This is a genomic window from Shimia sp. R9_2 (assembly GCF_017743735.1).
GTDB lineage: Bacteria > Pseudomonadota > Alphaproteobacteria > Rhodobacterales > Rhodobacteraceae > Shimia.
The window spans coordinates 206,349-229,437 of the sequence record NZ_JAGHRO010000003.1 but is presented as its reverse complement, the minus strand read 5'-3'; the positions used below and the strand labels follow the sequence as shown (position 1 = coordinate 229,437).

General features: G+C 59.7%; 19 protein-coding genes. 4 read left to right on the top strand and 15 right to left on the bottom strand.

What is annotated here, in order from left to right; all coding sequences use genetic code 11:
- Positions 1 to 19: 19 nt before the first annotated feature.
- A complete protein-coding gene (locus tag J7400_RS09700; RefSeq protein ID WP_209062568.1) occupies positions 20 to 1,234 on the bottom strand; it encodes an acyl-CoA dehydrogenase in 1,215 nt (404 codons plus the stop codon).
- 235 nt (positions 1,235 to 1,469) lie between these two features.
- Between J7400_RS09700 and J7400_RS09695 the strand changes: the two genes are divergently transcribed.
- On the top strand, positions 1,470 to 2,582 hold the full coding sequence (locus J7400_RS09695) for a CaiB/BaiF CoA-transferase family protein (protein ID WP_209062566.1): 1,113 nt from the start codon (positions 1,470 to 1,472) through the stop codon (positions 2,580 to 2,582).
- Between the two features lie 189 nt (positions 2,583 to 2,771).
- On the opposite strand, the gene J7400_RS09690 is transcribed toward J7400_RS09695, so the two are convergent.
- The 12 genes from J7400_RS09690 to purC form a co-directional block, all read right to left on the bottom strand.
- The gene (locus J7400_RS09690) at positions 2,772 to 3,461 is read right to left on the bottom strand and encodes an ABC transporter ATP-binding protein (RefSeq protein ID WP_209062564.1); all 690 of its coding nucleotides are present in this window, start codon (positions 3,459 to 3,461) and stop codon (positions 2,772 to 2,774) included.
- On the bottom strand, positions 3,458 to 4,213 hold the full coding sequence (locus J7400_RS09685; RefSeq protein ID WP_209062562.1) for an ABC transporter ATP-binding protein: 756 nt from the start codon (positions 4,211 to 4,213) through the stop codon (positions 3,458 to 3,460). The genes J7400_RS09690 and J7400_RS09685 overlap by 4 nt, the downstream gene beginning before the upstream one ends.
- Entirely contained in the window at positions 4,206 to 5,189 is a 984-nt protein-coding gene (locus J7400_RS09680) for a branched-chain amino acid ABC transporter permease (RefSeq protein WP_209062560.1), read from the bottom strand. The genes J7400_RS09685 and J7400_RS09680 overlap by 8 nt, the downstream gene beginning before the upstream one ends.
- A gap of 1 nt (position 5,190) precedes the next feature.
- Positions 5,191 to 6,108 carry a branched-chain amino acid ABC transporter permease gene (locus J7400_RS09675; protein ID WP_209062558.1) on the bottom strand — a complete coding sequence of 306 codons (918 nt, stop codon included), beginning with the start codon at positions 6,106 to 6,108 and terminating at the stop codon, positions 5,191 to 5,193.
- A 142-nt stretch (positions 6,109 to 6,250) separates the two neighbouring features.
- Positions 6,251 to 7,384 carry an ABC transporter substrate-binding protein gene (locus J7400_RS09670; RefSeq protein ID WP_209062556.1) on the bottom strand — a complete coding sequence of 378 codons (1,134 nt, stop codon included), beginning with the start codon at positions 7,382 to 7,384 and terminating at the stop codon, positions 6,251 to 6,253.
- Between the two features lie 219 nt (positions 7,385 to 7,603).
- Positions 7,604 to 10,972 carry a ribonuclease E/G gene (locus J7400_RS09665; protein ID WP_247738727.1) on the bottom strand — a complete coding sequence of 1,123 codons (3,369 nt, stop codon included), beginning with the start codon at positions 10,970 to 10,972 and terminating at the stop codon, positions 7,604 to 7,606.
- Between the two features lie 578 nt (positions 10,973 to 11,550).
- Positions 11,551 to 12,237 carry an HAD family phosphatase gene (locus tag J7400_RS09660; protein WP_209062554.1) on the bottom strand — a complete coding sequence of 229 codons (687 nt, stop codon included), beginning with the start codon at positions 12,235 to 12,237 and terminating at the stop codon, positions 11,551 to 11,553.
- A 127-nt stretch (positions 12,238 to 12,364) separates the two neighbouring features.
- Entirely contained in the window at positions 12,365 to 13,699 is a 1,335-nt protein-coding gene (locus J7400_RS09655; RefSeq protein WP_209062552.1) for a sigma-54 dependent transcriptional regulator, read from the bottom strand.
- Between the two features lie 4 nt (positions 13,700 to 13,703).
- Positions 13,704 to 15,437, bottom strand: a complete 1,734-nt coding sequence (locus J7400_RS09650; protein WP_209062550.1) for an ATP-binding protein — start codon at positions 15,435 to 15,437, stop codon at positions 13,704 to 13,706.
- A gap of 66 nt (positions 15,438 to 15,503) precedes the next feature.
- Positions 15,504 to 16,172 carry a phosphoribosylformylglycinamidine synthase subunit PurQ gene (gene purQ, locus J7400_RS09645; RefSeq protein ID WP_209062548.1) on the bottom strand — a complete coding sequence of 223 codons (669 nt, stop codon included), beginning with the start codon at positions 16,170 to 16,172 and terminating at the stop codon, positions 15,504 to 15,506.
- Complete coding sequence (purS, locus tag J7400_RS09640) at positions 16,172 to 16,402, bottom strand: phosphoribosylformylglycinamidine synthase subunit PurS (protein ID WP_209062546.1); 231 nt, start codon at positions 16,400 to 16,402, stop codon at positions 16,172 to 16,174. Before purS ends, purQ begins: the two co-directional genes overlap by 1 nt.
- 110 nt (positions 16,403 to 16,512) lie before the next feature.
- Positions 16,513 to 17,271 carry a phosphoribosylaminoimidazolesuccinocarboxamide synthase gene (purC, locus tag J7400_RS09635; RefSeq protein ID WP_209062544.1) on the bottom strand — a complete coding sequence of 253 codons (759 nt, stop codon included), beginning with the start codon at positions 17,269 to 17,271 and terminating at the stop codon, positions 16,513 to 16,515.
- Positions 17,272 to 17,427: 156 nt separating this feature from the next.
- Between purC and J7400_RS09630 the strand changes: the two genes are divergently transcribed.
- The 3 genes from J7400_RS09630 (at position 17,428) to bmt (ending at position 20,916) form a co-directional block, all read left to right on the top strand.
- Positions 17,428 to 17,742 (top strand): DUF1476 domain-containing protein, encoded by a 315-nt coding sequence (locus J7400_RS09630; protein WP_209062542.1) that lies wholly within the window; start codon positions 17,428 to 17,430, stop codon positions 17,740 to 17,742.
- 271 nt (positions 17,743 to 18,013) lie between these two features.
- Positions 18,014 to 19,795 (top strand): phosphatidylglycerol lysyltransferase domain-containing protein, encoded by a 1,782-nt coding sequence (locus J7400_RS09625; protein WP_209062539.1) that lies wholly within the window; start codon positions 18,014 to 18,016, stop codon positions 19,793 to 19,795.
- 98 nt (positions 19,796 to 19,893) lie between these two features.
- Positions 19,894 to 20,916 (top strand): betaine--homocysteine S-methyltransferase, encoded by a 1,023-nt coding sequence (gene bmt / locus J7400_RS09620; RefSeq protein WP_209062537.1) that lies wholly within the window; start codon positions 19,894 to 19,896, stop codon positions 20,914 to 20,916.
- A gap of 83 nt (positions 20,917 to 20,999) precedes the next feature.
- On the opposite strand, the gene J7400_RS09615 is transcribed toward bmt, so the two are convergent.
- Positions 21,000 to 21,707 (bottom strand): TIGR02594 family protein, encoded by a 708-nt coding sequence (locus J7400_RS09615; protein ID WP_209062535.1) that lies wholly within the window; start codon positions 21,705 to 21,707, stop codon positions 21,000 to 21,002.
- A gap of 178 nt (positions 21,708 to 21,885) precedes the next feature.
- Positions 21,886 to 22,971, bottom strand: coding sequence for a PA0069 family radical SAM protein (locus J7400_RS09610; protein ID WP_209062533.1), 1,086 nt, complete (start codon positions 22,969 to 22,971; stop codon positions 21,886 to 21,888).
- Between the last annotated feature and the right edge of the window lie 118 nt (positions 22,972 to 23,089).

Below are 23,089 nucleotides of genomic sequence, written 5' to 3'. Positions count from 1 at the left end.
AGCAATGCACTGATTAAAATCAGAAAAATGCCTGCAGACCTGTCTGCGCCCGACCAAGGATCAGCGCATGCACATCATGCGTGCCTTCATAGGTGTTCACGGTCTCAAGGTTCACCATGTGACGGATCACACCAAACTCAAGGCTGATGCCGTTGCCGCCGTGCATATCCCGCGACATCCGCGCAATATCCAGCGCCTTGCCGCAGTTGTTGCGCTTGATCAAAGAGATCATCTCCGGTGCGGCCTCCGCCTCATCCATCAGACGCCCCACGCGCAGCGCCGCCTGAAGGCCCAGCGAAATCTCAGTCTGCATGTTTGCGAGCTTCAACTGAAACAGCTGGGTCTGTGCCAGCGGCTTGTTGAACTGCTTGCGGTCCAGACCATATTGGCGCGCCGCGTGCCAGCAATACTCTGCCGCGCCCATCGCGCCCCAGGCAATGCCGTACCGCGCGCGATTGAGACAGCCAAACGGCCCCTTGAGACCTTCCACATTCGGCAACAGCGCGTCCTCAGAGACCTCAACATTGTCCAGAACAATCTCACCGGTGATCGAGGCCCGCAGGCTGGCCTTATGCATGATTTTTGGCGCGCTCAGTCCCTTGGTGCCCTTATCCAGCACAAAGCCGCGGATCTTGCCGCCATGCGCCTCAGATTTGGCCCAGACCACAAACACATCCGCAATCGGCGCGTTAGAGATCCACATCTTGGAGCCGTGCAGCACGTAACCGCCGTCGGTTTTCTTGGCGGTGGTCTTCATGCCCGCAGGATCAGAGCCCGCATCAGGCTCGGTCAGGCCAAAACACCCGATCCATTCGCCAGACGCCAGCTTCGGCAGATATTTCTGGCGTTGCTCTTCGCTGCCATAGGCATAGATCGGATACATCACCAGCGAGCTTTGCACCGACATCATCGACCGGTAACCGCTGTCCACGCGCTCAACCTCACGCGCCACCAGACCGTAGGTCACATAGCTTGAGCCGATACCGCCGTATTCTTCCGGAATGGTGGTGCCCAAAAGGCCCATCGCGCCCATCTCTGCAAAAATCGCCAGATCGGTTTCTTCATTTTCAAAAGCCGTGGTGACACGCGGCGCCAGCTTCTCTTCGCAATACGCCCGCGCAGCATCACGCACCATGCGCTCATCTTCCAAAAGCTGATTCTCGATCAGAAACGGATCTTCCCAGTTGAATGATCCCAGTTCCGGTTTGGACTGCGGTGCCAGATCTTTGGCCATGTGATCTCCTTCCTCGCGCCCTTCAGTGGACGTCCATGAGTGCCTATGTTGCGGCCCACAATGCGCCGCACTGTCCCAAGGTCAAGGCGATGGCGCATAAAGGCCGCGACGTCGCGAAATTAGCCGCGCCTTCCCTTGCCAGTCTTTTTGCGCATTGTAAGGTCGCGACACCATTTGCGCTGCGGTGATATTTCGCAGTCTATCACGGAATGGCTCCGAACGATAAAGGCTCCCCATGACCCCACTACACGGTCTCAAAGTTGTTGAACTTGCCCGCATTCTCGCCGGTCCCTGGATCGGGCAATCCCTTGCCGATCTTGGCGCTGAGGTGATCAAAGTCGAGGCCCCTCAGGGGGATGACACCCGAACCTGGGGCCCGCCTTTTATCGAGCGCGACGGCGACAAAACCGCCGCCTATTTCTATGCCGCCAACCGGGGTAAGACATCGGTTGTGGCCGATTTCCGCAACGAGGAAGGCCGCGCGCAGGTGCTGGAGCTGATCAAAGACGCCGACATTCTGATCGAGAATTTCAAAGTCGGCGGGCTCAAAAAATACGGGCTGGACTACGACAACCTCGCCAAGATCAATCCGCGCCTGATCTACTGCTCCATCACAGGCTTTGGCCAGACCGGCCCCTATGCCTCCCGCGCGGGCTATGATTTCATGATCCAGGGCATGTCCGGCCTGATGTCGATCACCGGAGAGCCCGAACGTCAGCCGCAAAAGGTCGGCGTTGCGGTCACCGATGTGGTCACCGGACTTTACGGCACCATCGGCATTCTCGCCGCCGTCGAGCAGCGCCACACCACCGGGCGCGGCCAACATATCGACATGTCTCTGCTGGATTGTGCCACCGCGCTGCTGGCCAATCAGGCGATGAATTACCTTGCCACCGGCGAAAGCCCCACGCGCAAGGGCAACGCCCACCCCAATATCTCGCCTTATCAGGTGGCGCCAACTTCCGACGGCCACATCATCATTGCCGTGGGCAACGACGGGCAGTTTCAGCGCCTTTGTGGTGTGCTCAGCCGAGGCGACCTTGGCGACAATCCGGCCTATGCCACCAACCAGCTGCGGGTCGCGAACCGTGACGCGCTCACCGCTGAAATCGAGGCCGAAACCGCCAAATGGTCCGCTATCGACCTGCTCTCAGCGCTTGAAGCAGCGACCGTGCCCGCAGGCCCGATCAACGCGGTGGCCGACACGCTCAACGATCCTCAAATCCAAGCGCGCGGCATGGTGATTGAGGCCGACGGCGTCAAAGGCGTGCGCGGCCCTTGGACCTTCTCAGATGCAGAACTCGCGCTGGACAAATCCGCGCCCACGCTTCCAAAGGTAAAACCCTAAGCGGAGCCTCAAAATCTGACTCAGCCGGTCTCGCCACTCCCTTGAGAGGCGAAGCCGACCAGCCCCCGACCCTCCCCGTTTTGCCGAAGGCAAACCTTTGGTTTGACGGGAGGGGGCTTCTCCCCCACCCAGGGTCGGGGCTGGTCTATGGAGCTCATTTCAGGCGTTGCAAATTTGTTGGACGAAGTTTTAGACGCCCAGATAGCGGTCCGTCTCCTCAGGCCCCAAATCTGAGAACCCACCACTCCAGACCGTGCGCCCCTTTTCTAGGATCACCGCCCGGTCTGCCACCTGCCCCAGCTCGCGCAGCGACTTGTCGATCGCAATGATCGCCATGCCGGTTTCCGCCTTGAGCTTGGCAATCGCCGCCCAGATTTCCTGACGGATCACCGGGGCAAGCCCTTCGGTGGCCTCATCCAGAATGAGCAGCTTGGGGTTGGTCATCAGCGCGCGCCCAATGGCCAGCATCTGCTGCTCGCCGCCAGACAGCGAGGCGGCGAGCTGATCGCGCCGTTCTTCCAGTCGCGGAAACAGCGCGCAGACCGCGGCAAAATCCCAGGCACCTTTGCGCGCAGCGGCGATCAGGTTCTCATGCACCGACAAATTTGCAAAACAGCGCCGCCCCTCCGGCACCAAGCCGATGCCGAGCCGCGCCGCCTTATGTGACGGCAAAGCGCCGATGTCCTGATCCGCAAAGCTGACCTGTCCAGCAGAATGCGCCAGCATCCGGCAGATCACCTTCACCGTGGTGCTTTTGCCCATGCCATTGCGCCCCATCAGCGCAATGACTTCACCTTCGGCCACATCAAGGGACACATCAAACAGCGCCTGACTTGGCCCGTAAAACGCCGCAACATTCTGTACACTCAACAAGCTCATGCTGGCACCTCATCCCCCAGATAGGCGCGCCGGATTTCCGGGTTCACCTTGATTTCCTCCGGCGTGCCTGTGGCGATAATCTCCCCGTAAACCAACACGCTGATCCGATCTGCAAGCGCAAAAACCGCATCCATATCATGCTCAATCAGCAGGATCGGCGCAGCCTTTCGCAACTCGGTCAGCAGCGCAATCATCTGCTGCGCCCCTTCCAGCCCCAGCCCCGCCATTGGCTCATCCATCAAAAACACCTTTGGTTTCAGCGTCAGCGCAACAGCCACCTCCAACTGCCGCCGCTGCCCGTGGCTCAGGTCCGCCGTGCGCGTGCTGGCAAAGTCAGACAAGCCGACCTGCGCCAGCGCCTCATGTGCCGCTGCCAGCAGAGATTTGTCCTTCATCACCGGCGCAAAAAACCGCATCACAGTGCCACGCTGCCCCAGCGCACCAAGCACCACATTTTGCAAAACCGTGTGCTCCATCGCCAGCGCGCTGATCTGAAACGTCCGCCCCAGTCCCAGCTGTGCCCTTTGCGCTGGTCCAAGCCCGGTCAACGGCGTGCCCATCAGCTCCACAGCGCCACTATCCGACGCCAAATGCCCCGTGATCTGCTGAATCAACGTGGATTTCCCCGCGCCATTCGGGCCGATCAGCGCATGGATCTCCCCTTTGCGCAAATCCAGCGACACACCATTTGTGGCCTTCAAGGCTCCGAAACTTTTGAAAAGCCGCTCCGTTCGCAGCACCACCTCAGTCATGTGCTTTCTCCCGCCCCGCAATCGCGCCAATCACGCCGCCTTTGGCAAAGAGCACGATGCCCAAAAGCAGCGCGCCAAGATAGACATGCCAGAACTCTGACAGCCCGCCCAAGGTATGCTCCAGCAGGATAAACACCATCGCGCCGATCACCGGTCCAAACAGCCGACCTACCCCGCCAATGATGATGAAAATCATGATCTCACCAGACATCTGCCAGCTCAGCATCGTGGGGCTGACAAAGCGGTTCAGATCGGCAAACAGCGCCCCCGCCAATCCCGTGATCGCCCCGGAAATCACAAAGGCCACCAACCGCAGACGGTACGGCACCATGCCCACCGACAGCACCCGCGTCTCATTCTGCCGTGCCGCGCTCAACGCCAGCCCGAAGGCGGAGTTCTGCACCAGCCACATCAGCACCAGCACCGCACAGAGCACCGCAAAACACAGACCAAAGAACTGGATCGGATCGAGTGTATTCAGCCCCGGAAACCCGTTACGCACATAGATCGACAGCCCGTCCTCGCCGCCATAAGCAGGCCAGCTGATCGCGAAGTAATAGATCATCTGCCCAAAGGCCAAGGTGATCATGATGAAATACACGCCAGAGGTACGCAGGCTCAGCGCCCCGATGGCCAGCGCCGCCAGCGCGCTTGCAACCACCGCCACCAGCCAGATCACCGGCATGGACTTTGTGCCCTCAATCAGGAACGGCCATTCGGCCAACGGCGCATAGGCCTGCGCATGGCTTGCCAATATGCCCATGGCGTAGCCGCCGATCCCAAAAAACGCCGCATGGCCAAGGCTCACCAATCCACCCAGCCCCAGCGCGAGGTTCAGCCCCACACCTGCCAGCGCAAAAATCGCCGCACGTGTCGCCAGCGTGATGATAAACGGCTCATCCGCCACATAAGCCCACAGCGGCACCCCCGCCAAAACGGCCAAAGCAGCGAGGTTTGTCCAGGTTTCTCGCGTCATCTCATGCCACCCCGTAAAGTCCGCGCGGGCGGAAGATCAAAACACCGGCCATCAGGATGTAAATCAGCATCGACGCCAAAGCTGAGCCAACAGATACCGCCGCCGATGGCTCCAAGATCAGGGCAAACATCTGCGGCAGCAAAAAGCGCCCCAATGTGTCGGTCAAACCCACCAGCAACGCGCCCACAAAAGCCCCTTTGATCGAGCCGATGCCGCCAATCACGATCACCACAAAGGCCAGGATCAGCACAGGCTCCCCCATGCCCACCTGCACCGACTGGATCGCGCCCACAAGCGCACCGGCAAATCCCGCCAAAGCCGCGCCGAGGGCAAAAACAAAGGTGTAAAGCTTGGCAATATCCACCCCAAGTGCGGCGATCATCTCCCGATCCGCCTCACCTGCCCGAATGCGAATGCCCACCCGCGTGCGGTTGATCAGGGCAAACATGCCCACCGCCACGGCCAGTCCCACCAAAATGATGGTCAAACGATAGGCCGGATACTGAATGCCGCCGGGTAAGGTGACCGGCCCCGAAAGCGCTGCAGGCACATCCAGAAACAACGGGAAAGACCCAAACAGCCAGCGCGTACCTTCCGAGAAAATCAGGATCAGCGCAAAGGTCGCCAGCACCTGATCCAGATGGTCCCGATCATAAAGCCGCCGGATAATCGTCAGCTCGATCAACGCCCCCGCCAAGGCCGCCGCCGCCAGCGAAGCCATAAGCGCGAGCAGAAAAGATCCTGTCGCCGCAGCCACCGCTGCCGCTGCAAAAGCCCCGATCATATAGAGCGAGCCATGCGCCAGATTGATCAGCCCCATGACGCCAAACACCAGCGTCAAACCGGCGCTCATCAGAAACAGCATCACGCCAAACTGAAGCCCGTTCAGCAGCTGTTCTATGAATAGAAGAGTTGTCATTGCCCCACCCCGCGCCGGTCCTAAGCGCAGCTCTGCCCATGGCAGAAAGTCATATCTATCAGAAAGTTACCCACCAAAGCGCATCCATTGCCTGCGCTTGGAACATCATTGGGGAAGGCTCGCAAGCCTTCCCCGAAGTCTCTTACATCTTACACTCTGCCGCATAGGCATCGGCATGATCAGACAGGCCGGTCGCGATGATCTTATTGGTGAAAACATCCCCCTCTTTGATCACTTCGCGCACATAAATGTCCTGGATCGGATGGTGGTTGTCGCCAAAGGCAAAATCCCCACGCACAGAGTCAAACTCCGCCGCTTTCAGCGCCGCGCGGAAGGCATCCGCATCCGCCACATCCGCCTTGCCCATGGCCGAGATCAACAGGTTCGCCGTGTCAAAGCCCTGGCTTGCATAAAGCGATGGCAGACGGCCATATTCTGCCTGGAAGGTCTCCACAAAGGCCGCGTTGGCCGCATTGTCGATGTCCTTGTTCCACTGGCTGGTGTTCTTCACACCCAATGCCGCGTCACCCACCGCTTGCAGAATGCCCTGATCAAAGCTGAACGCAGGGCCCACCAATGGCAGATCCACGCCGCTCGCGGCATATTGCTTCAAGAAGGAAATCCCCATGCCGCCCGGCAGGAAGAAATACACGCTGTCCGCGCCGCTCGCCCGGATCTGCGCAATCTCTGCCGCATAATCCGTCTGGCCCAGCTTGGTGTAAAGCTCGCCTGCCAGCTCTCCGCCAAACATGCGTTTGTAACCGGTCAGCGCGTCTTTGCCCGCCGGATAGTTCGGCGCAAGGATGAAGCTGTTTTTCAGGCCCGCATCATTGGCGTAGGCCCCGGCCGCCTCATGTAGGTTGTCATTCTGCCAGGCCACATTGAAGTAGTTCGGATGACAGCCCTTGCCCGCCAATGGGGATGGGCCCGCATTTGGCGAGAGGTAGAATTTGCCCTGCGCCGTTGCGGCTGGCACCACGGCCATGGCGAGGTTGGACCAGATAATCCCGGTCAACACATCGACCTTCTCGGACTGGATCATCTTGTCGGCCAACTGCACCGCCACATCCGGCTTGCGCTGGTCATCCTCGATGACAACTTCCAGATCATCGCGCCCGGCCTGCTTGACCGCCAGCATAAATCCGTCGCGCACATCAATACCAAGCCCGGCACCGCCACCGGACAAAGTGGTGATCATCCCAACCTTCACATCTGCCTGCGCCATGGCGCCCAAAAGGGCCGTCGACGCGGCCAAAACCGCCGTCCTTAAAAACATCGCTTCGCTCCCTATCGCTTTTTATCCTGTTACCAAACCTTGAGCGCTCAGCCCCCTTTCCGTCAATAAGCAGACGAAATTTTTTTCAAGCTTGAAATATCGAAGCCTAAAAAAGAGGTTTCACACGTCAATTCAGCACGTTGGCGATCAAAGCTCACATGAAGTCAAAGCGCAATCCAAAAAGAAAACGCCGGGGCGAACCCCGGCGTCTCTCAATTATCAGCCTCGTGACCACCAACCACGTCGCTTTGGCTTGGGTGGTGCGGCAGGCTCTGGAGCCACCTCCGCCACCGCTGGCTCAGGCTCAGGTGTGGCCTCCGGCGCAGGCTCTTCTGCCACCTCTTCCACAACTGTTTCGACAACTGGTTCCGCCGTCTCTTCAACCACAGGAGCTGCTTCCTCAGCGGGCTCTTCAGCAGGTGCTGGCGCCTCTTCGACGGCCTCAACAGCCTCAGATTCTGGCGCTTCAACCTCTGCCGCGTCCGCCTCGACCACAGCCTCAGTCTCAGTTTCTACCGGCGCAGCTTCCTCAGCGGATGCCTCCTTAGTTGACGCTTCGACGTCTGCGTTGGTCTCTGCATCTGCCTTCTTGCCACGGGAACGGCTGCGACGATTACGAGAGCGCTTCTTGGGCTTCTCTTCCGCCTCTGCATCCTCTGCAGGCGCTTCGTAGGTTTTCGCCTCAGCATCCGCGTTGTCAGAGGCCTCTGCGTTTTCGTCCGACGCGTTGTCGTTGCCGTTCGCGTCACCATCCGCGTTGTCAGACCCGCCACGACGACGGCGACGACGACGGCGGCGCTTCTTCGGTTTCGCCTCCCCATCCTCTGGGGCGCCCCCCTCAGCGGCAGTGGTCGCCTCTTCGGCCTCTTCAACCTCAGCTTCGTCAATCGCGTCCATGATGGACATATCAGCAGAGACAACCGGCGCGCTTGGCTCAGGCACCACACGGGTCGCGGTCTTGAACTTCTCGATGGTGAAGTCCGGAGACACCAGCGCAGGATCACCTTCCACACGCACGGACAGGCCATAGCGCGCTTCGATTTGCGCGATATGCTCACGCTTCTGGTTCATCAGATAGTTGGCAATCGCCACCGGCGCTTTCACCAGCACTTCGCGAGAGCGGCCACGGGTGCCCTCTTCTTCCAGCTGACGCAGGATCGACAGCGCGAGGTTGTCATCAGAGCGGATCAAACCTGTGCCATGACAATGCGGACACGGCTGTGTCGTCGCCTCGATCATACCCGGACGCAGACGCTGACGGGACATCTCCAAAAGACCGAAGCCCGAGATACGGCCCACCTGAATGCGCGCACGGTCGGTTTTCAGCTTGTCTTTCAGACGCTTCTCAACCGCAGTGTTGTTCTTGCGCTCATCCATGTCGATGAAGTCGATCACGATCAGACCGGCGAGATCGCGCAAACGCAGCTGACGTGCCACTTCTTCCGCGGCCTCAAGGTTGGTCTTCAGCGCGGTCTCTTCAATCGAGCCTTCTTTGGTAGCCCGGCCGGAGTTCACGTCAATCGCCACCAGCGCTTCCGTGACACCAATCACGATATAACCGCCAGATTTCAGCTGCACTGTCGGGTTGAACATACCCGACAGGTAGCTTTCCACCTGATAGCGCGCAAACAACGGCAGCGCATCCTGATACTGTTTCACGTTCTTGGCGTGGGACGGCATGATCATTTTCATGAAGTCCTTGGCGATGCGATAGCCGCGCTCACCTTCCACCAGAACCTCGTCGATCTCACGCGAATACAAATCGCGGATCGAACGTTTGATCAGGTCGCCTTCTTCATAGATTTTCGCAGGCGCAATGGATTTCAGCGTCAGCTCGCGGATCTGCTCCCAAAGGCGCTGCAGATATTCATAGTCACGCTTGATCTCGCTCTTGGTGCGTTTCGCACCTGCCGTGCGCACGATCAGGCCCGCGCCCTGTGGCACGTCGATCTCGCTCGCGATCTCTTTCAGCTTCTTGCGGTCTGCGGCGTTGGTGATCTTGCGCGAAATGCCACCACCACGCGCGGTGTTTGGCATCAGCACGCAATACCGGCCCGCCAGCGACAGATAGGTCGTCAGCGCCGCGCCTTTGTTGCCGCGCTCTTCTTTCACCACTTGCACCAGCATGATCTGGCGCACTTTGATCACTTCCTGGATCTTGTAGCGACGAGGGCGTGGCTTGCGTGGAGGGCGAATGTCATCGCTGTCATCGTCATCCGCAACGGATTCGATGTTCTCGTCTTTTTCGGCCGCATCAGAGCGCTTGCCGCGACGGCGGGAGCGACGACGGCCGTTTTTCTTGCCGTTGTCTTCGCTGTCCTCGTCGTCATCCTCATCGGAAGACTCATCGCCCTCTGCTTCAGCCTCTTCCGCAGTTTCATCAGCGGTTTCCGCGTCAGATGCCTCTTCAGCAGCCGCCTCTGGCGCGTCCGCCTCAGCAGACTCTTCAGAGCTTTCTGCGGCAGCCTCTTCAGCCGGAGCCTCATCAGCGTTTTCTTCCGCTGGAGTGTCTTCCGCAGCAACCTCTTCAGCTGCATCCGCATCAACGGTCTCAGCCTCAGCCACTTCGGCCTCAGGCGCCTCAGCCTCTACAGCGTCGGCTTCAACGGCCTCAACAGCAGCATCTTCTGCCTCTGCGTCAGCAACAGGGACATCTTCAGCCGCGTCTTCACCGGTGCTGGCTTCTGTCTCGGTTTCCTCACCTGTTTCAGGATCTTTAGAAACAACGGCGTCTTCGCCTTCGGTGTTGGCAGCCATGGTCTTGCCACCGCTGTCTTTGCCAGCCTCGTCTGCTTCTGTCTCGTCAGTTTCTGCCGCTTCTGCGCTCTCGTTCTCAGACGTTTCAGCAGTCTCTTCCGCTACGTCCTCAGAAACCTCTTCCTCAGCCGCGTCCTCGGCAGCCGCCTCAGCGTCTTCTGCAGTTGCGTCTTCAGCCGCATCACTTGCTTCAGCTTCTTCCGCAGGCGCATCTGCGCCCGCATCCTCTGCCGCATCAGACGCCTCTGTCGGCTCCTCAACCGGTGTGTCCTCCACCAGCTCCATAGGAGACAGACCCTCTTCAGGATCATCGCCAGCATCTTCCACCAGATCTATAGTCTCCATGCCGGAAATCTCCGCCATGGGGGCCTCTGCGGCGGCCTCTACAGGCGTTTCCGCCTCAACAGAGGCCTCGTTGATCTCTGTGGTCTGTGCTTCTCCTGAAACCTGATCCTCGCCTTTCTTGCGGCGGGAACGGCTGCGCGAACGCGAACGGGACTTCGGCTTTTCCTCATCCTCATCGCGCGCTTTCATCGCCTCAGCATAGGCGCGCTCTTCTTCCAGCAGCGCCTCACGGTCCGCCACAGGAATCTGGTAGTAGTCAGGATGGATTTCCGAGAACGCAAGGAAGCCATGACGGTTTCCGCCATAGTCCACAAAAGCCGCCTGAAGCGACGGCTCAACCCGTGTTACTTTTGCAAGATAGATGTTGCCGGCGAGCTGCCGCTTGTTTTCGGATTCAAAGTCGAACTCCTCAACCTTGTTTCCGTCAACCACCACGACGCGGGTTTCCTCCGCGTGGGTGGCATCGATGAGCATTTTCTTAGCCATGTTTTCCGTATGCACCCACACAAGCGCCGTGACCCTCCCGGAGGATCAGGCCAGTAACGTTGCAGGGGGTGTCTTGTCAGAGCGAGGGGATGCGCGCCGCCGATGGTGCCGCTTGCGGCCCCCACTCGGTCTCTCAAATCAATCGCGCGCTTCATCGCGTTTCTTCTCCGACACAGCGGGCAATGATTGCCGCGTCTGCGCCTGTTCTAAGCCCTCCGCAACAGCGGTGCGGGCATCTCTATTGATCTGTCTCCAGATCCAATCGGTCTGTCTGATGCGCCGATCCCGTGCCTCTTGGGCTTTGCGGACCGTTTGAAACGCGCCAAACAGCGAAACTCATGCGGCGATGAAAAATTCACCTGCCGTCAAACTACATAAGACCAAGCCCGACCAGATTACAATGGCCAATCGCGCCACGCTGTGGATATCCCGGCGCTTTGCTCTAAATTCCTTGAAATTCCGTATATTTTCGCGGCACTGGAACACGCAGCCTTAAGCCCTTATTAACCCCTTGAGCCGCGCAAATCGAACCTCCGGCACCCGAGTTATCCACAAGCCGCTGCGCGCCGACTCAATGCTTATGCTAAGGCGTGTTGCAACACAGAGATACGTCGCGCCGCTTCTCCGAGGTCTGGCACAATCACTTGCCCAAGATTTGGCAGTGGCTGGTCAGCGGGACGCACATCAGGCACCTGAAAGGTGTAACACCCTGCCCGCACCGCTGCCGTTGTCCCCATATCGCTGTCTTCAAAGGCCACGCAATCGATGGCCGCCACACCAAGCCGCCGCGCCGCTTCCAGATAAGGCGCAGGGTCGGGTTTGTTCGCGGCCACCTCATCCCCGGCACAGACGGTCTCAAAAAACGGCAGCAACCCCGCTTGCTCCAAATGATGGTGTGACGTTTCCGCATGGGTGGATGTCACCACAGCCACAGGGATTTGCGTGGCGCGAATGGCCGTCAAGATCTCGCGCGCATGCGCTTTCACTGGCAATCCAGCGCGCGCATTTTTCCGGTGCAAACTCCGCCAAGCTTGATCAAACTCTGCAAAATCAATCCCCTCAGGCAAGAACTCCACCAATCTCGCCGTGGTGTGTGCACTGGAGGAGCCAACCAATGTGGCAAAAAACGCCTCTGCGCGCTCTGCCGCAATGCCGATTTCCGAGGTCAAAGTCACAAACGCCTGCATAAACATGCGCTCTGTGTCCAAAAGCAGCCCGTCCATATCAAAAAAGAACGCGGCAGGGCGTGACAGAATCTCGGTCATTTGAAATCACCTTTGAGGCAGGAAATACGTGAAGTTGCGCTGCGCAACCCATTGCAAATAAATGAAAACGCCACAATCCCTCTTCGGTCATGTGGCGTTCAAAATTCCTAACGGCGTGTAATGATCCCTAGAGATAATCCGCCCGCTGCAGGCCATATTTGGCCATCTTCTCGTTCAACGTCCGGCGCGGCAGGCACAGCTCTTCCATCACGCCCGCGATCGAGCCGCGATGGCGACGCATGGTGTTGTCAATCAACATGCGCTCAAAGGCTTCGACGTATTCCTTCAGCGGCTTGCCCTCGGTGGTCACCACCGGCTGCATTTCCTCGTGATCGTTCATCAGAAGTGACGCAATGGTGCCGCCACCACGACGGCTCTGCAGCACCGCACGTTCCGCCAGATTGATCAGTTGTCGCACGTTGCCCGGCCATGGGGCCTGAAGCAGTTGCGCCGCCTCCTGCGCACTGACTTTGGGCGCATCACAGCCATATTCCTCGCTGAACTGCTCCGACAGACGCGTGAACAGCGACAGGATGTCTTCGCCGCGCTGACGCAATGGCGGCACGGTGATCCGCAACGCAGCCAGACGGTAAAACAGATCCGGGCGCAGCGCATCTTCGCAGGTGCGGTCCTGCTCCTGCATATTGCAGATCGCAATAATCCGCGTCTCAGCTGGCGTGCCCTGTTCATTGATAACATTGAGCAATTTTGCCTGCAGACTGTCGCTCAGGCTCTCAATATCTTCCAGCACCAGCGTGCCGCCGCGCGCTTCCTCGACGGCGGGCAACTGGCTGTCTTCCGGGTTCATCGGCCCAAACAGGCGTTTCGCCAGCGCTTCTTCCTCAAAGGCGCCACAGCTCACCAGCACAAATTTGCGCCCGCCGCGGCTGCCCACGGCGTGCAGCGCATGGGCGACCAGCGTTTTGCCGGTGCCGGTTTCCCCGTCAATCAGCACATGGCCATCGGCCAGCCCAAGATCGAGGATATCCTCTTTCAGACGGGTCATCACCGGGCTTGCGCCAATCAGCTTGCCCATGATCTGCTCGCCATCGCTCAGCTCACGACGCAGCGCGCGCGCATCCAAAGTCAGACGACGCGCATTGGTGGCCTTCTTGGCCAGTTGGGTCATGCGATCGGGATTAAAGGGTTTCTCAAGGAAGTCAAATGCCCCCACCCGCATGGCTTCCACAGCCATCGGCACATCCCCATGCCCGGTGATCATAATCACCGGCAGCGCACTGTCCGTGCCCATCAGCTTCTTAAGGAACTGCATCCCGTCCATGCCGGGCATCTTGATGTCGCTGATCACAATCCCGGGGTAATCCGCCCCCAGAGACTTCAGCGCATCTTCTGCACTGCCATAGGTCTCCGTGTCATAGCCGGACAGAGCCAACCATTGGCTAATGGACTGGCGCATGTCCTGTTCATCATCCACGATTGCGATTTTCATTCCTTGAGCCACGCGTTCACTCCGCTGCTTCTATATCTTCATTTAAGATAGGGAGTTGCACTTCAAATACAGCCCCCCGTGTCTCGCCATTGCGCGCTGTAAGCCGCCCGCCAAGGTCATTCACGATGCCCGAAGAGATCGCGAGACCCAGCCCGACACCGTCTCCCGGTTGCTTGGTGGTGAAGAACGGCTCAAACAGGCTATCGAGGTCTTCGATCCCCGGCCCGTTGTCACGCACTGTCAGCGTCGCTGTTTCTCCAACCGCCAAAAGCACCTCGATTTCAGGATCAGAGACCGACTCCGTCGCGTCCAGCGCATTGCGCAAAAGGTTGATCATCACCTGCTCGATCCGCACCCGGTCGCCCATCACCTTCACAGTTTCTGAGGGCACAATCTTGCTGATCTGCACCTGACGCTGGCGCAACTGCGGCTCCATCATCGACAGGGCGGAGGCCACGGCGTCCCCCATATCCACCGCATGCAGCTCGTCCCCGCCTTTGCGGGCATAGGATTTCAGCTGCTTGGTGATCGACCCCATCCGGGAAATCAGATCGTCAATCCGCTGAAACGAGGTCAGCGCCTCTTCCGGGCGATTGCGCTGCACCAAAAGCCGCGCGCCCGCCAGATAGGTCTTCATCGCCGCCAGCGGCTGGTTCAGCTCATGGCTCACTGCCGCTGACATTTCGCCAAGCGCGGCCAGTTTGGAGCTCTGCGCGAGGCTTTGCTCGGCCACTTCAAGGCTCAACTGCATGCGTTCACGCTCGGCAATCTCGCGCTGCAAACGCTGGTTCAACCGACGCAGCTCCACGCTTTCGCGCTGGAAAAACACCATGCGAGAGGCGCTTTTGCGCCCCAGCACATAAAACGCCACGGCCAGCAGGATCGCAAAGCCCATGATCTCCAGCGCAAGAACCGCATTCACCTTTTCCCGCACGCTGGCATAGGTGGTGAAGCTCGCCATTTGCCAGCCCCGGAACGGAATGCGCGCGCCCATGCGCATCACCGCTTCCCCCTGCAGATAGGCATCCGCCGGCACCTGCGTCCAATCAGAGGTCACTTTGATGGCGCGTTCAATCGCCCCAAGCGCGGGCTGACGCGCCAGCGCTTCTTCCTCGGTCGCACCACGCCAACGCGGCTCGCTGGCAAGAATGATCACGCCTTCGCTGTCAGTCACCAGCACCGCATCGGAAATCCCGGCCCAGGCCCGCTCAAACTTGTGCAGATCAACCTCTACGGCAATCACACCCAGGGTCTCCCCCTGGCTTTCCAACCGGCGCGAATAGATGAAACGATAGGCCCCGGTCTCTTCACGGGCGGTGGTGAACAGGGTTGCGTTGGAGCGCAGCGCATTGATGAAAAACTGCTGATCACGATAGAGCGTGCCAAGCCGCGTGCGATCTGTGGCCGCCACCGTGCGCCCGCTTTCATCCAAGAGCAAAAGCGACGCCGCGCCAATCTCGTCAACAAAGCTGATCAGGCGCGCGGTCGAGCTGGAAAAATCCTGCGATTCCAAAGCGCCAATCAGCTCAGGGTCTTTTGCCAAAAGCTGCGGCACAATCGCGTTGCGGCGCAGCTCACTCAGCAAGTTGCCGGAATAGAGCGCAAGACGCAGCTCCGCACGGTTGCGCGTGTTTTCCGTAAATCGGTCTGTCAGGAAGCTGTTGGTGATCCAGATCGTGGCTGCCGCAACCACAACAATAATGATCAGAGCAAAACGCGCGCGCCACCCGCTGGGGGTGGCAGGCGCCATGTCATATGATCGAGAAGTCGGCAGCGTCATTGCTCAACATTACGCTGCTCAACTCTTAGCCTCAAGTCAGGCAAGCATGAACTGATCCGCCAACGCGCGGAACATTGCCACCCCGTCGGTGCCGCCATGGCCGATATCCGCCGCCCGCTCCGGGTGCGGCATCATGCCAAGCACGCGCCGGTTCTTGCTGACCACACCTGCAATATCCGCAACCGAGCCATTCGGGTTGTCGGTATAGGTGAAGGCAATGCGGTCTTCGGCCTGAAGTTCCGCAAGCTTTTCATCTGTCACGAAATAATTGCCATCGTGGTGGGCAATCGGCACGTTCACCACGTCGCCTTTGCTGTAACCGGATGTGAAAGCCGTGTCCGCGGAGGCCACTTTCAGACCAACCGTGCGGCAGATGTATTTCAGCCCGGCATTGCGACGCAGCGCCCCCGGCAGCAGGCCGGTTTCGGTCAGGATTTGAAAGCCGTTGCACACCCCAAGCGCATAGCCGCCGCGCTCGGCGTGCTGGATCAGGGATTGGCAAATCGGAGAGTTGGCCGCAATCGCGCCACAGCGCAGGTAGTCACCAAAGCTAAAGCCGCCCGGCACCCCCACGATGTCGATGCCCTCGGGCAATGCGGTGTCCTTGTGCCACACCATGGTGACATCGGCACCGGCCTGCTCAAACGCCACCGCGAGATCGCGGTCACAGTTGGAGCCCGGAAAAACAATGACCGCCGCTTTCATCAGCCCATCTCCACCCGGTAGCTTTCGATCACCGTGTTGGCGAGCAGCTTTTCGCACATCTCGTTCACGGTGGCCTCGGTGGTGCCTTCCGCCAGATCCAGCTCGATCACCTTGCCCTGACGCACACCATCCACGCCATCAAACCCAAGGCTGCCAAGCGCGTGGCGCACGGCCTCGCCTTGCGGGTCCAGAACACCGTTTTTCAACATGACGTATACGCGGGCTTTCATTAGCGGTCTCTCCTGTGGGGCAGATCATCACGGGCCTTTCCCGTTTCATCCTGCCGAAATTTCTCATGTCCGGCGCCCGCAACCGGACGCAGGCGCCTCAGCTTGGGATCTCAGTTCACCAAAGTCGGCTTTTGCGGTCCGGTGCCCTTGGGCATCACACCCAGACGGCGTGCGACTTCCGCATAGGCATCGGTCAGATTGCCCAGATCACGGCGGAACACGTCTTTGTCGAGCTTGCGCCCGGTCTCGATGTCCCACAGGCGGCAGCTGTCCGGGCTGATCTCATCAGCCACCACAAGGCGCTGGAAATCCCCTTCGTAAACACGGCCAATCTCGATCTTGAAATCCACCAGACGGATGCCGACGCCATACATCACGCCGCTGAGGTAATCATTCACCCGCAGCGCAAGGCCCAGAATGTCGTCCATGTCCTGCTGGCTGGCCCATCCGAAAGCCGCGATGTGCTCTTCGCTCACCAGCGGATCGCCAAGGCTGTCGTCCTTGAAGCAATATTCCACAATCGGGCGCGGCAGCTGCGTGCCTTCCTCGATGCCCAGACGCTTGCTCATGGAACCTGCGGCAAAATTGCGCACGATCACTTCCAGCGGGATGATCTCACAGTTGCGCACCAGCTGCTCACGCATATTGAGGCGCTTCATAAAGTGGGTTGGCACGCCAATCTGGCCCAGACCGGTCATGAAATACTCGCTCAGACGGTTGTTCAGCACGCCTTTGCCGTCAATCACGTCTTTCTTTTCAGCGTTGAACGCGGTGGCATCGTCTTTGAAGTATTGCACAATCGTGCCCGGCTCAGGCCCTTCAAACAGGATTTTTGCTTTGCCTTCGTAGATTTTTTTGCCGCGTGCCATCGCTAGACCCTCTTTTTCCGAGAATGAGTCCCGGATTCAGCCGCCCTCATACTGGAAGGGGTGGATTGTCGCAAGCGTGCCAAGTGCTCTTGCGCTTATCTCGCGCGATGCGCATATAATCTGTGCATCAGTTGAGACTTATAGGGAAAGTCATCCATGACCACATTTGATGATCGTGAAGCCGCCTTTGAGGCCAAATTCGCACACGATGAAGAAATCAAATTCAAGGCAGAGGCCCGCGCCAACAAGCTTTTGGGGCTCTGGGCAGCTGATCTGCAGGACAAATTTGGCGAAGACGCCGAAGCCTATGCGCTCACTGTGATCCGTGCAGACTTCGAAGAAGCCGGTCATGACGACGTGATCCGCAAAGTCGCCGCTGACCTGAAAGGCATCGTTGATGAGGCCGCGATCCGCGCCAAACGCCGCGAATGCCTTGCCAAAGCGCAAGAAGAGTTGATGAACGAAGCCTGATACACCGTATCAGAGCACGCAAGGCGCGCAGGACAACCTGCGCGTTTTTTTATGTCCAATTGAAGACGTTAAGCCCGCAGAAACCCTCTTTCCTGTAGCGCTGGGTAGGTGGATTTATAATTTTGGGGCGGGAAACTTTACGATGACGCGTTTTTCAGCTGTTGGGAAAGTGCTGCGGCACATCTGGCCTTTTGCACTCGGCGCAGCCTGTTGCTTGATTCTTGCAAGGCAACTCAATGGTTTGGACCTTTCCGCGCTCTGGGCGGCGGTCATGGGCGTGTCAACGCTACAATGGGCGCTCGCGATTGGCGCCACCATCGTCAGTTTTCTCGCCGTGGCGCGCTATGATGTGATCGCTCAGCGTCACTTCCAGATGCAGCGCGCCTCAACCGAGACCATGGCCATTGGCGCCACTGCGATTGGTTTGGGCCAAACCCTCGGCGCAGGCGCTGTTGTTGGTGCCTTTGTGCGCTGGCGCATGACCCCGGATCTGTCGCTGAAAGACTCCGCGCGCATCACGGCCTTTGTCACCGTCACCTTTATGGCGGCTTTGGCCGTGACCATCGCGCTCGCCGCACTGACCCTGCCAACCCCGCATATCCCGCCCCTGATGCCCTATTGCATCCTGACCGTGGCGATGGGGCTTGCGGTTGTGGCCTTTGTGTTTCCGGTTCTGGCCCGTCAGGGCCGCATGTTCAGCCTGCCCACGGTTTCGGCCATGTTCAGCCTGCTGTGCCTCTGCCTGCTCGACACAGTGTTTGCCGGTCTGGCCCTCTATGTCCTGCTGCCGCCTGAGATCACCATCGGTTTTGCAACCCTCATGCCGGTCTTCCTGATTGCTCTGGGCGCGGCGATTTTCTCCGGCACCCCCGGCGGTGTTGGCCCCTTTGAGCTCACCTTGCTGGCCCTGCTGCCACATCAACCGGAGCCCGCCCTGCTGGGCGCTGTTCTGGCGTTTCGTGCAATTTACTACGCGCTGCCTGCGATGATCGCCGGTCTGATCTTCATGCGTCACCTGCTGCGCCCGCGCCCTGCCCGCGCCCCGCGTCACATGCGCGCCTTCCAGCCGCTGGAGGACGCCCCGCTCTCCCCGATCAGCCGCGCCGAGCTGGGCGTGATCCGTCAAAACGGCGGTGCGCTCTTGTCTTGTGATGCGGGCCGCTATGGCACCGTGCGCACCGGCCAGACCCTTGTGGCTCTGTTTGACCCCATCGAAGGTGACGCCAACACATTGGCCCGCCCCCTGCGCCAGGCCGCGCGCGCGCAAAACCGCATCGCCTGCAAATACAAAATCTCCGCCCGCCAGGCCGTGCGCGCTCGCGCCGCTGGCTGGGCTGTGATGCATGTCTCTGATGAGGCCATCCTGCGCCCCGCAGACCACAGCACCGATGGCTCAACCTATCGCCAGCTGCGCCGCAAGCTGCGTCAGGCCGAGAAAGCCGGCGTCACCGTCTCTGCCTCCCGCACCCGGCTGCCGCTGACCGATATGGCCCGCGTCTCTGCCGCATGGGAAGCGCGCAACGGCGTGCCGCGCGGTCTGACCATGGGCCGCTTTGATGACCTCTATGTGGGCCACCAAAAGGTCTTCCTCGCTTATCAAGAGGCCCGCCTCGTGGGCTTTGTCAGCTTCCACGCCACCGCCCATGAGTGGTGTCTGGATCTCATGCGTGTGCTGCCTGACGCGCCGGACGGCACCATGCACCTGCTTGTGCAGACCGCCATCGAAGCCGCCGCCGAGCTGAACGTTGACAGCCTCTCTCTCGCCGCCGCTCCGGCGCTGGCAACCGGCCGTACCCGGCTTGAGCGCTTCCTGCGCACCAAACATTTCAAACATGGCGGCGGCGCGGGTCTGCGTCAGTTCAAAGCCTGTTTTGCCCCGCGCTGGCAGCCGCTCTTTATGGCAGCCCCCGGCCCGATGCAGCTTTGTGTGGCCACGCTGGACATGATCCGCGCGGTCAACCTGCGCAGCGCTCCGGCCACGCCGATTGCCTGTATGCCTGCAAATCAACCACTTGCGCCGATCTCGCAGCCGGTTATGCAACGCGCCTCATAATTTTCTTGCAGCAAATGAAGTTGTGCTCATGTCAGTGCCATGGCACATGCGCTGAACACAACACGCGCGCGTGATCGACGCGCCGATAGGAGGCACAGATGACAAACGCCCTGTCCAGACTTCTCGAGAAACGCGACTGGCTGATGGCCGACGGCGCCACCGGCACCAACCTGTTCAACATGGGCCTCAGCTCCGGGGACGCGCCAGAACTCTGGAACGCGACCCACCCGCAGAACATCAAGAAGCTCTACAGCCTCGCGGTGGACAACGGCTCAGACATCTTTCTGACCAACTCCTTTGGTGGCAACGCCTCCCGCCTGAAACTGCATGACGCCCAGGGCCGTGTGCGCGAGCTGAACCGTCTCGCCGCAGAGATTGGCCGCGAGGTCGCAGATGCCGCCAACCGCCCGGTGATCGTGGCAGGCTCCGTTGGCCCGACCGGCGACATCATGGAACCAGTCGGCTCCCTCAGCCACGCAGACGCAGTGGAGATGTTTCACGAGCAAGTCGAAGGCCTGAAAGAAGGCGGCGCAGATGTGCTCTGGCTGGAAACCATTTCCGCCCCTGAAGAGTATAAGGCCGCTGCCGAAGCTTTTGCGCTGGCGGATATGCCCTGGTGTGGCACCATGAGCTTTGACACCGCTGGTCGCACCATGATGGGGATGACCTCCGCGGATATGGTGCAGATGGTCAATGGCCTGCCAAATGCGCCCATCGGCTTTGGGGCAAACTGCGGCGTCGGCGCAGCAGACCTTTTGCGCACCGTGCTGGGGTTCTCTGCACAGGGCACCGAAACCCCGATCATCGCCAAGGGCAACGCGGGCATCCCGAAATACCACGACGGCCACATCCACTATGACGGCACACCAGAGCTGATGGCGGAATATGCCGTGATGGCGCGCGACTGTGGCGCAACCATCATTGGCGGCTGCTGCGGCACCATGCCAGAGCACCTCAACGCCATGCGCAGAGCGCTGGAAACCCGCCCACGCGGGGCCCGCCCGTCGCTGGAGCAGGTGACCGAATTGCTCGGCGGCTTTTCATCCGCAACCGATGGCACCGGTGATGACGCCGAGGCACCGGCACGTGAGCGCCGCAGCCGCCGTCGTCGCAGCGCCTAAGGCCTGCCATCACATCGAAATTCAAAAGCCCGGCCTGCGCCGGGCTTTTTTGTTTCGCTCGCTTTCACAAACAAGACGCCGTATCAGGATTCGTCGCCATCCGTGTCCTGCACACCAGAGCCGCCCTGCAGGGTCACGCCGCTTTGTGACGGACCGGTCAGCGGCCAACGCGCGCCAAGCACACGGCTTCGTGGAAAGCGGCGAATGTTCACCGCATTGCTCTGATTGCCGCCAAGGCAATGCACATGGGTCGCATCCTCGCCCGCATAAAAGCCCACATGGCCTTTCCACGACGCCCGACTCTCGCGCCAGAACACAATCACCGCGCCAAGCTGAGGCTCACATTCCTCACCAAAGCTCATCCATTTGCGCGCGCCCAGCGGGTTGTTGGGCAGGGCTTCGGCAGGCATGGTCGAGCCGATACAATGGGCCACAAACAACCCACACCACGGCACGTCATCTCCGGCGTAGTCAATGTCCAGATCCGCCGCCATATCCATAATCACAGGGTTGTTGCCCGGCCCGGCCACTTCGCGTGTGCCCATCAGCCGGTTGGCCTCATCAAACCACGGCAGCGAGTCAAAGCTTGGCACCGTGCCGCCCGTGGCCTCACCAAACAGCGCCTCATAGGTCAGCGGCCCGACAATGCCATCCGGCACAAGCCCTTTGGACTGCTGAAAATTCTTGATTGCCCCGATGGTCATCCGTCCCCGGATGCCGTCCACCGGACCTGGGTTAAACCCCAGCAAAATCAAACGCTTCTGAACCTTAATCCAATCACGTGGAGTCATTGAAATACTCCCTTTAACCTATCACTAAATCAATCGGCACAACCGCGTGCCCTGCCGCCATCCTACCACAAAACGCGCATTTTCTGAACCAGCCCCGCGCCCGTCGGCTTTATCCTGCCCGAACGCCTCTGTTGTGCAGTGCCCATGAGGACTGCCGAGCAAGTGCCTGAAACGCCGTTTAAAACAAGGCGAGCTGTCCGTCGCGCGCCAGAGGCACCGCAAACAAATCCGTTCTCAACGCAGGCAGATCACTGGCCAGCCCCAACCGTTTGCGCGCTGCCTCAAACCGCTGCGCCACCATCTCCGCATAGACGCCCTCGCCGCGCATACGCTTACCCCAATCTGCCGCGTAGACCTCGCCGCCGTGCATCTCCCGCACCCGCGCCATGACCTTCGCCGCCCGCTGCGGGAACGCCTCTTTGAGCCATTCCTCAAACAAAGGTGCCACCTCGCGCGGCAGACGCAGCATCACCCAGCTCGCCGCCTTGGCCCCGGCTTCGCCCCCTGCCGTCAACAACGCCTCTACCTCATGGTCACTCAACCCCGGCACCACCGGCGCCAGCATCACCCGCACCGGCACCCCCGCCGCGCTCAACTTGCGGATCATCTCCACCCGCCGCGCTGGCACTGGACAACGCGGCTCCATCGCACGCGACAACCCCGCATCCATGGTGGTCAGCGAAATCCCGACCTGCGCCAGGCCTTTCTCTGCCATGCGCGCCAGTATATCGATGTCGCGTTCAATCAATGTGCCTTTGGTGACAATCGCCACCGGATGATTGAACCGCTCCAACACCTCCAACGTCGCCCGCATGATCCGGTAGCGCCGCTCTATCGGCTGATAAGGATCGGTGTTGGTCCCGATCGCCATCACCTCTGCTCTATAGGATTTCTTGGAGAGCTCCCGCTCCAGAACCTCCGCCGCCTTTGGCCGCGCCACCAGCTTGCTTTCAAAATCCAGCCCCGGCGACAGCCCCAGATAGGCATGTGTGGGCCGCGCAAAACAATAGACACAGCCATGCTCACAGCCGCGATACGGATTGAGCGACCGGTCAAAGGAAATATCCGGGGATTGGTTGCGCGTGATCACGCTGCGCGGGCTCTCCTCACTCACCTCAGTGACAAAGCTGCGCCGCTCTTCTTCGATGTCCCACCCATCGGTCACCTCTTCGCGCACCGGCTCATATCGGCTAGCGTGATTGCTCAGCGCACCACGGGCGCGCCGCCGCTTCGGGTCGATTTTGGGCATCTCATCCTGGGACATGCCCTCAATTTAGAACAAAAAGTGAACACACACAACAAACCCCATGATCTGGATGAAAAACTTTCATCGCACATGCCAATTTTGCCGCTACACGTCGCACGAGGCTTTGGCTATGTCG

Bases quoted from the DNA above. Each gene is read 5' to 3' on its own strand.
- J7400_RS09700 (WP_209062568.1), bottom strand. From the start codon at position 1,234: ATGGCCAAAGATCTGGCACCGCAGTCCAAACCGGAACTGGGATCATTC.
- J7400_RS09695 (WP_209062566.1), top strand. From the start codon at position 1,470: ATGACCCCACTACACGGTCTCAAAGTTGTTGAACTTGCCCGCATTCTC.
- J7400_RS09690 (WP_209062564.1), bottom strand. From the start codon at position 3,461: ATGAGCTTGTTGAGTGTACAGAATGTTGCGGCGTTTTACGGGCCAAGT.
- J7400_RS09685 (WP_209062562.1), bottom strand. From the start codon at position 4,213: ATGACTGAGGTGGTGCTGCGAACGGAGCGGCTTTTCAAAAGTTTCGGA.
- J7400_RS09680 (WP_209062560.1), bottom strand. From the start codon at position 5,189: ATGACGCGAGAAACCTGGACAAACCTCGCTGCTTTGGCCGTTTTGGCG.
- J7400_RS09675 (WP_209062558.1), bottom strand. From the start codon at position 6,108: ATGACAACTCTTCTATTCATAGAACAGCTGCTGAACGGGCTTCAGTTT.
- J7400_RS09670 (WP_209062556.1), bottom strand. From the start codon at position 7,384: ATGTTTTTAAGGACGGCGGTTTTGGCCGCGTCGACGGCCCTTTTGGGC.
- J7400_RS09665 (WP_247738727.1), bottom strand. From the start codon at position 10,972: ATGGCTAAGAAAATGCTCATCGATGCCACCCACGCGGAGGAAACCCGC.
- J7400_RS09660 (WP_209062554.1), bottom strand. From the start codon at position 12,237: ATGACCGAGATTCTGTCACGCCCTGCCGCGTTCTTTTTTGATATGGAC.
- J7400_RS09650 (WP_209062550.1), bottom strand. From the start codon at position 15,437: ATGGCGCCTGCCACCCCCAGCGGGTGGCGCGCGCGTTTTGCTCTGATC.
- purQ (WP_209062548.1), bottom strand. From the start codon at position 16,172: ATGAAAGCGGCGGTCATTGTTTTTCCGGGCTCCAACTGTGACCGCGAT.
- purS (WP_209062546.1), bottom strand. From the start codon at position 16,402: ATGAAAGCCCGCGTATACGTCATGTTGAAAAACGGTGTTCTGGACCCG.
- purC (WP_209062544.1), bottom strand. From the start codon at position 17,271: ATGGCACGCGGCAAAAAAATCTACGAAGGCAAAGCAAAAATCCTGTTT.
- J7400_RS09630 (WP_209062542.1), top strand. From the start codon at position 17,428: ATGACCACATTTGATGATCGTGAAGCCGCCTTTGAGGCCAAATTCGCA.
- J7400_RS09625 (WP_209062539.1), top strand. From the start codon at position 18,014: ATGGGCGTGTCAACGCTACAATGGGCGCTCGCGATTGGCGCCACCATC.
- bmt (WP_209062537.1), top strand. From the start codon at position 19,894: ATGACAAACGCCCTGTCCAGACTTCTCGAGAAACGCGACTGGCTGATG.
- J7400_RS09615 (WP_209062535.1), bottom strand. From the start codon at position 21,707: ATGACTCCACGTGATTGGATTAAGGTTCAGAAGCGTTTGATTTTGCTG.
- J7400_RS09610 (WP_209062533.1), bottom strand. From the start codon at position 22,971: ATGTCCCAGGATGAGATGCCCAAAATCGACCCGAAGCGGCGGCGCGCC.